Annotated in this window: 5 protein-coding genes; 3 read left to right on the top strand and 2 right to left on the bottom strand. The window is 43.0% G+C overall.

Going from position 1 to position 8,122, the window contains the following annotated elements; translation table 11 throughout:
• Positions 1 to 476 precede the first annotated feature (476 nt).
• Positions 477 to 3,095 (bottom strand): Fe/S-dependent 2-methylisocitrate dehydratase AcnD, encoded by a 2,619-nt coding sequence (acnD, locus tag AC1P5O_RS15625; protein WP_129717784.1) that lies wholly within the window; start codon positions 3,093 to 3,095, stop codon positions 477 to 479.
• A gap of 752 nt (positions 3,096 to 3,847) precedes the next feature.
• Between acnD and AC1P5O_RS15620 the strand changes: the two genes are divergently transcribed.
• The gene (locus tag AC1P5O_RS15620; protein ID WP_228719751.1) at positions 3,848 to 5,761 is read left to right on the top strand and encodes a multicopper oxidase family protein; all 1,914 of its coding nucleotides are present in this window, start codon (positions 3,848 to 3,850) and stop codon (positions 5,759 to 5,761) included.
• A gap of 114 nt (positions 5,762 to 5,875) precedes the next feature.
• The gene (ygfZ, locus tag AC1P5O_RS15615; RefSeq protein ID WP_129717786.1) at positions 5,876 to 6,601 is read left to right on the top strand and encodes a CAF17-like 4Fe-4S cluster assembly/insertion protein YgfZ; all 726 of its coding nucleotides are present in this window, start codon (positions 5,876 to 5,878) and stop codon (positions 6,599 to 6,601) included.
• Between the two features lie 51 nt (positions 6,602 to 6,652).
• On the opposite strand, the gene AC1P5O_RS15610 is transcribed toward ygfZ, so the two are convergent.
• On the bottom strand, positions 6,653 to 6,898 hold the full coding sequence (locus AC1P5O_RS15610; protein ID WP_004645929.1) for a hypothetical protein: 246 nt from the start codon (positions 6,896 to 6,898) through the stop codon (positions 6,653 to 6,655).
• Between the two features lie 262 nt (positions 6,899 to 7,160).
• Between AC1P5O_RS15610 and AC1P5O_RS15605 the strand changes: the two genes are divergently transcribed.
• On the top strand, positions 7,161 to 7,958 hold the full coding sequence (locus AC1P5O_RS15605; RefSeq protein ID WP_129717788.1) for a tetratricopeptide repeat protein: 798 nt from the start codon (positions 7,161 to 7,163) through the stop codon (positions 7,956 to 7,958).
• Positions 7,959 to 8,122: the final 164 nt, after the last annotated feature.

Raw genomic sequence — 8,122 nt, 5'->3', positions numbered from 1 at the left:
CTTGACCAGAAAAATGAGTCGTTCTCGCTGTTCTAAACTAAGTGGTACAGAAACAATTCTAGGCATGTGTGAACATCTGTTAACTAAAAAAACCTTTTCGCATCATTAGTTATTTTTGTCAACTTATTAAAATTTTTTCATGTTTTCGAAAATTTATATTTAATTCAATTACCAGAAAACAAAGTAATTGAAGATTTTTATGATAGTAGTATTACAGGTTCTTGTATTGGTACACGCACTTACAATCCATCAAATAAAAAGTTTGATTTAGATAAATATTATGGGAAAAAAGAACTTTTTGAGAAAATAATATTCACTAATCAAAACACCATTAATTTTTCAGAATTTGATTTAATATTCAATACTATTTTTCATATACAACTTTATCACTATATTTATAATAACCTAAAAACATAAAACCCCACATCAATGCAGGGTCTTATATAGTATAAGTAAATTGCTTTCAGCTTAACTCATCAAGCCACATTCCCTTCCAAGAAATCCTGTGCAAAGCGCTGCAATACCCCACCCGCTTCATACACATGCACTTCTTCTTCAGTGTCTAAACGGCAAGTGACTGGCACTTCAATAATCTGGTTCTTACCATCATCGGTTGAACGCTCAATTACCAAAGTTAAAGTCGAACGTGGCGCGATATTACCAATCACGCTATACAGCTCAGTACCATCAAGACCTAAAGTCTTACGATCTGTACCCGGCTTAAACTCAAGCGGTAACACGCCCATACCAACCAGATTGGTACGGTGAATACGCTCAAAACCTTCTGCTACAATCGCTTCTACACCCGCCAGACGTACACCTTTTGCTGCCCAGTCACGACTCGAACCCTGACCATAATCCTTACCGGCAATAATGATCAACGGCTGTTTACGGTTCATGTAGATTTCAATCGCTTCCCACATCCGCATCACTTCGCCTTCAGGTTCCACACGTGCTTTCGAACCCTGTTTGATGGCGCCGTCAGAACGCACCACCATTTCATTAAACAGTTTCGGGTTAGCAAAAGTCGCACGTTGCGTGGTCAGGTGATCACCGCGATGCGTTGCATAGGAGTTAAAGTCTTCCTCAGGCACGCCCATTTTTTTCAGGTATTCACCTGAAGCACTGTCTAAAACAATAGCATTCGATGGTGATAAATGATCAGTGGTGATGTTATCGCCCAAGATCGCCAGCGGACGCATATTTGACAAGGTACGCGGTGCAGCCAAAGCCCCTTCCCAATACGGCGGACGGCGAATATACGTACTTTGCGGACGCCAGTCATACAACGGACTTGTTGCTTTTTCATTCACACCCAAGTCGAACATCGGAATATAGATTTTTTTGAATTGTTCTGGTTTTACAGCAACTTTCACCAGCGCATCAATTTCTTCATCCGATGGCCAGATATCTTTTAGATAAATCGGATTGCCGTCTTTATCGTTTCCTAAAGCATCTTTTTCGATATCAAAACGAATCGTACCGGCAATCGCATACGCTACCACTAAAGGCGGTGAAGCCAAGAATGCCTGTTTCGCATAAGGATGAATACGCCCATCGAAGTTACGGTTGCCCGAAAGCACAGCTGTTGCATACAGGTCACGATCGATAATTTCCTGCTGAATCTTTGGATCGAGTGCACCCGACATACCGTTACAGGTCGTGCATGCATAGGCCACGATACCAAAGCCCAGTTTTTCTAAATCTTTAAGTACGCCAGCTTCTTCAAGGTAAAGTGCCGCCGCTTTAGAACCCGGTGCAAAAGATGATTTCACCCATGGCTTACGCACCAAGCCCAATTCATTGGCCTTACGTGCCAATAAACCTGCTGCAACGGTATTACGTGGGTTGGAGGTATTGGTACAAGACGTAATCGCCGCGATAATCACCGCGCCATCTGGCATCAAGCCTTCCGCTTCTTGCGCACGAGCTGCTTCTAAATTACCGGCAATGCCTTTTTCTTTCAGGTCAGCCGTAGATACACGTGCATGCGGATTTGATGGGCCAGCGATATTACGTGTCACAGTCGATAAATCGAAACGCAGCACACGTGGATATTCCGCTTGGGTCATGTCTGATGCCCAAAGCCCGATCTCTTTGGCATAAGTTTCGACCAGTTTGACTTGCTCAGGTTCACGGCCGGTCAAAGTCAGATAATCAATGGTGTTCTGGTCGATATAGAACATCGCAGCCGTTGCGCCATATTCCGGGGTCATGTTGGAAATCGTGGCACGATCACCCACCGACATGCTGTCAGCACCTTCACCAAAGAATTCTAAATATGCGCCAACCACACGTTCTTTACGCAGGAATTCGGTTAATGCCAAGACGATGTCCGTTGCGGTAATGCCTGGCTTGCGCTGACCTACCAGCTCCACACCGATAATATCTGGCAGACGCATCCACGATGCACGGCCCAGCATCACGTTTTCGGCTTCCAAGCCGCCAACACCAATCGAGATCACGCCCAATGCATCTGTATGAGGTGTATGCGAATCTGTACCAACACAGGTATCCGGGAATGCCAGACCATCACGGTTCTGAATCACCGGAGACATTTTCTCCAAGTTGATCTGGTGCATGATGCCATTACCGGCAGGAATCACATCGACATTTTCAAATGCGGTTTTAGTCCATTCAATAAAATGGAAACGGTCTTCGTTACGACGGTCTTCAATGGCACGGTTTTTCTCAAAGGCATCCGGATCAAAACCACCAAACTCAACCGCCAGTGAATGATCGACAATCAGCTGGGTTGGAACTACCGGATTGACTTTCGATGGATCACCGCCCTGATCGGCAATCGCATCACGTAAACCGGCAAGGTCAACCAGTGCCGTTTGCCCCAAGATGTCATGACACACTACACGTGCCGGATACCAGGGAAAATCATGTTCCTGTTTACGCTCAATCAGCTGGCGTAAAGACTGTTCCAGAATGGCAGGATCACAACGACGCACCAACTGCTCTGCCAGGACTTTGGAAGTATAAGGAAGTTTGGCATATGCGCCTGGCTGAATATCTTCTATGGCCTGTCGCACGTCATAATATTCCAGCTGGGTGGATTGCAGCGGTTTACGGTAGTTGTTGTTCATAAGCTTGCCTGCCCTCGTTTATCTCTATTTTTATTCATCAATAGATATCGATGAGTTACTTTTGTAATAGCAGCATTGTACGCTGCACAAATAGCATTTCCCAAATTCTATATTTTTCAAATACTTAATTATAAAAATCGGTATTTTCGCAAAAATTTGTTACATAGACTTTAGAATTTTTGCTTTAAAGCGGTCTTTTGCTAAAAAAATCTGAATAATTCGTCTTATTCTTTAGTCTTATGTTGCAAAATATTTCTCTAAATTTTTATTTTATTATTAATATAAACCACTAATATCATTAATAAATAATTAATTTTATATGCATTTTTTTAAAGATAAAAAATATAGTCGCACCGGTTTTCATAGGCTTGTTCTGCCACCGCATTTAGCAAAATTTCAATCCCCTAATTTGGGATAGCAGATTTTCTAAAACTATCAGAAGCTCAGTGTGACGCATGTCACATTATTCGCAATCCTCACATTAAAACAATAACCATAACAGGCAGAACTGAAATGTTGAAAATCGCAATATTCGGAGCTATAGCCGCCATTTTGACGCTCTTAGCTCGCGGTTGGGATGGAACAAAAAATCCATCACCACCGTCCAATCCATCTAACCCGTCCCAACCCTCTCATCCCTCACACCCAATACATCCACCCAAGCCATCACATCCGTTCCGACAACATCAGACAGCTTAATTAGCAACCCACCTCTGTTACCGAAAAGTGCCAAGGGCAAATATGAGCTGATCGTGGCCTATAAAACCAGCAAACTCTATAACCCCAGAAACGGATTATGGGATCAGGTACTGCTGAGAGGCTATTTAACCAAACCCAGTTTATTTGATAAGAAAAAAACCGGTGAATATGTCGAGGATCAGCTGGTCGGACCACAGATTCGGGTCAAACAGGGTGAAACCATGGCGCTTAACCTGAATAACCAGCTGCCACCCGAGTCAGAAACAACCTGCCCAACTCATGTTGAGAATGTAAATGAACCACACTGCTTTAATACCACCAACCTGCATACCCATGGCTTCTGGGTCAGTCCTCAAGGCAATAGCGATAATGTCTTTTTGAAATTCAAACCTCAGGAAAAATTTGATTATCAGTTCAAAATGGAACCGAATCATCCCGCAGGGACTTACTGGTATCATGCCCATCTGCACGGTTCAACTGCTCTTCAGGTGTCGAATGGCATGGCAGGTCCATTGATTGTTGAAGGCTCAAGAACACCAAAAGTCAAAAATGGCAAAGTCACCTCAACTGGAGATATGGATATTCTATGGAAAGAAAAAAACAGTTACCCGAACGAAAACATCCTGTTGTTCCAGCAAATCCAATATCGCTGTAGCAACCCCGACCCTAATATCACATTCGCTGTTCCCAATAACTGTGAAGGTGTAGGTATAGGCATGCTGGAAAATTATAATGATCTGTCTATTGGTGGCTTCTGGACTAACCAGAATTACTACACCTCTATCAATGGTAAAATTTTAGGTGAGATCAAAGCAGAACAGAATCAGTTTAACCGCTGGCGCATGATTCATGGTGGTGTACGCGATACCATTGGTTTAATCATTAAGGAAATTCCCAATTCCAGTAAGTTTAGCGCAGAACAAACTATTAAAGCCTGTTCAGCCTATCAGGAGGCAGACAAGAAAGCTGAATTTGAGAAGCTGATTAGCCTGAATGTGCATACCATCGCGCAAGATGGCTTAACCATGAATCATGTACAGACCAGAACCCTGTCCGTGTTCCATCCTGGTTATCGTCATGATGCAATGGTTGCCTTTCCGACCACCAATAGATACTGCATTTTTGACACCAAATTGAATATCGATGATGAAATTAACGCGCCATTACCGAATGTAGGTCCTCAAATTGCTCCAAATCATCGCTTCAATGCCCAACTGCTGGGATGGGTCAATGTAAAAGCAGCCAAGACCAAGCCTCAGACTGCTGCCCAGTTCCTGAAAGATCGGGCACAAAAAATTGGTTTAAGCAAAGACATCCAGACCCAGTTATCTCAGCTTAATCTTTCTGCGTTTAGTGATCATCCATCATTGATGACGCCGGAAATTGATAAAGTAGTTGCTGCCCGACCAAAACAATATAGTGCTTTTTCGCTCGGCCCCGACCCTAGAACTGGCGTATTCAAATTTGGCTTCCGACATAAAAAAGATGGAGATACACTGAGTTTTGGAGATTTCTTTGATGGAGATGGTTCAGTGGATGGCGAATATGTCCGTCAGTTACAAGTTGGACAGACTGATGAATGGGAACTGACCAGCGCTGGTTTTGGTGGCCATCCGTTCCATATTCATGTTAACCCGTTCCATATTCATGTTAACCCGTTCCAGATTGTTAAAATTTTGAATCCTCAAGGTAAGGATGTCAGTGAGGCAGTAGCCCCAGAAGATCCGGTGAATCCAGTTCTGGATGATGTGCAATACCGTGGCATGAAAGGACAGTTTAAGGACACGCTTTTTGTAAAACAAAACTATACCTATATTGTGCGCAGCCATTACAAGAAATTTGAAGGTGACTTCGTACAGCACTGCCATATCCTCGACCATGAAGATCAGGGCATGATGGAAACCGTACGGGTCTGTGGAGGAAAATTCCCTTGTGATTCGCCATTACCGGCTAGCCATCACCACTAAAGATCTGCTCGTTAAAAGCCAATGATTTCGATTGTTGGCTTTTTTGTTTGCCTCTATTTGATGCTTGCTGCACAATAACTGCATTGATTTATAGTATTCAAACCGGGGCTTATTATGGCAGCATCTCCTGCTTTTACATTGTTTAGTCTGAATGGTGTAGATGCACAAAAATTCCTTCAAGGTCAGGTGACTTTGAATACTGAAACTTTGGCAGAAAACCAGACCCGCTATACGGCGATCTGTAGCCTGAAAGGACGGATTCAATTTGGCTTATGGCTTAAAAAGATCAGTCCGGAAAGTTTTGAAATCGTAAGCACTGAAGATCAGTCCACGGAACTGGCCAATCATATTAAGAAATTTGGCGCCTTTTCAAAAATGAAATTGGAACTGGTTGGTCCGGTTTATCCAGTCATCAATGGTATTCATACTGACTTCGTTGCGAATGAAACCGATGTGACGATGTGGGAACAGCAAGCCATTGAATCAGGTCAGGCCTGGATTCAGGCTGCCACTGCAACCCTGTTTCAACCACAAGAATTACGTTTGCATCAACGCGAAGGCATTCACTACGACAAGGGTTGCTACCTGGGTCAGGAAGTGATTGCGCGTTTATGGTTTAAGGCCAAGCCAAAACACTGGTTACATCTGGTTCAAGGCACAGGTGCCGCTCCTGATGTTGCGACAAAACTGAATAATGATGTAGAAGTCGTCAATAGCATCGCGATTGAAAATGGTTATAAAGCGCTAGTCGTGGCAAAACCTGAAGCATTGAACGAGCTAGGTCTCGAAGTTCTGGAGCTTCCTGAAGCTTTGAGCGGTGATGTAGCGCGTCCGCAATAATCACTGCATAACTCATAAAAAAGCCAAGATAAAATTCTTGGCTTTTTTATTTTAGAAGCCATGAAACAGCTTGTTCATGTCTTTTACCACATAATCTTTAAAATGATAGGCCCGCGCATGTTTGGCATCAAACTTTGCCGTGAGTTCACCTTTTTGAAAGACATATACTCGGTCTTCCTGACTCATCAAAAACTCTGCACCAAGTTTCATCAGCAGCGCATCAATCTTGTCTTCATCGGCAATCGATTCATCAGCATTGATTCTGTCATAGTGACGTTTAATGGTTTTGACAAACATGGTGAAATCCTGGGAGTCTGATTCAAACCGAGATTTAACCAGAGAAGTCATCTTAAGCAAAGTAATCCTTTTGATATCTGCAAGGTTGAGCAAAACCTGTCCAAATCATGCATCGATTTAAACGGTGTATTGTGCTTTGATGATTTGTATTTAGTGACAAATTATATATTTACAAAGCACAAAATCCTTTTATGATGTAAGTGAAAATGATTAAAACCGCACCAAGGAATAAGGTGCCAGCAATAATAAGGTTATAGGAACCATGAAAAAATTAGTACTCGCTACAGTTCTTGCCCTTTCTGCACAATTCGCTCTGGCAAATACCGTAAAAGATCAAGTCGATCCCCAATTCCAAAAAGTTGAGGCCATGGTCAAAGCCAATAACTTTAAAGGTGCCTATGACGCTTTGAATCAATTGGCCAGTCAAGGAAACGCCCAGGCTTTATATAACTTAGGCTATTTGACCCAAACCGGCCAAGGTACAACCAAAGACGAGAAAAAAGCCATTCAGCTCTACGAACAGGCAGCCAGCAAAGGTTATCCGGTGGCGAATTATGTATTGGGTAAAAATTATGCAGCCGGCACACTCGGACTCAAACAGGATTTGACCAAAGCCAAACAGCATCTGGAACGCGCTTCGGCAGCCAAATTTGATGATGCCAGCATTGATCTGGCCATACTGCTGTTTTCTGAAAATACAGCAGCGTCAAATAAAGCCGGACTGCAAAAGCTGCAACCGCTGATCAGCAAAGGCAATATGCAGGCCATTCATGCCAAAGCCTTATATGACATCAGCAGCGGTTTCAAAAACAAAGATGAAAAACCGATTCAGCAAGGCCTAAGCAGCATTCAGGAACTGGCAAAAAAAGGCTATATTCCGGCGCTGATGGCAGTGGGCAATATGTTTGCCAATGGCAGTATTGTTCCGCAAAATCTGCCAGAAGCGAAGAAAATCTTTGCCGCACTGGCGCAGCAAAATGTTCCACAGGCCAAAGAGTCTTTGGCAGCGGTAGACAAAATGCTGGCTGAGCAGCAAAAAGCACCTGCGAAGAAAAGTTAAGTGAACCGATAAAACTCAAACATAAAAAAGCCCCATGCAATTGAGTAATGCCAGTCAGTTAAGAAATTGACTGGCATTTTCTTGGATATTTTTGTGCTTTAATTTTCACTACTCGCGGACATTGCCTTTGCCTTTTTTCAGGTAATACAAATATTTTAGATTGT

Source organism: Prolinoborus fasciculus, from assembly GCF_056724605.1.
Note: the sequence above shows the minus strand (reverse complement) of the source record. Positions and strands in the feature narration are given on the sequence as shown.

Excerpts from the sequence above, each read along its gene's own strand:
- AC1P5O_RS15605 (WP_129717788.1), top strand. The coding sequence starts at position 7,161 with ATGAAAAAATTAGTACTCGCTACAGTTCTTGCCCTTTCTGCACAATTC.
- AC1P5O_RS15610 (WP_004645929.1), bottom strand. The coding sequence starts at position 6,898 with ATGTTTGTCAAAACCATTAAACGTCACTATGACAGAATCAATGCTGAT.
- ygfZ (WP_129717786.1), top strand. The coding sequence starts at position 5,876 with ATGGCAGCATCTCCTGCTTTTACATTGTTTAGTCTGAATGGTGTAGAT.
- acnD (WP_129717784.1), bottom strand. The coding sequence starts at position 3,095 with ATGAACAACAACTACCGTAAACCGCTGCAATCCACCCAGCTGGAATAT.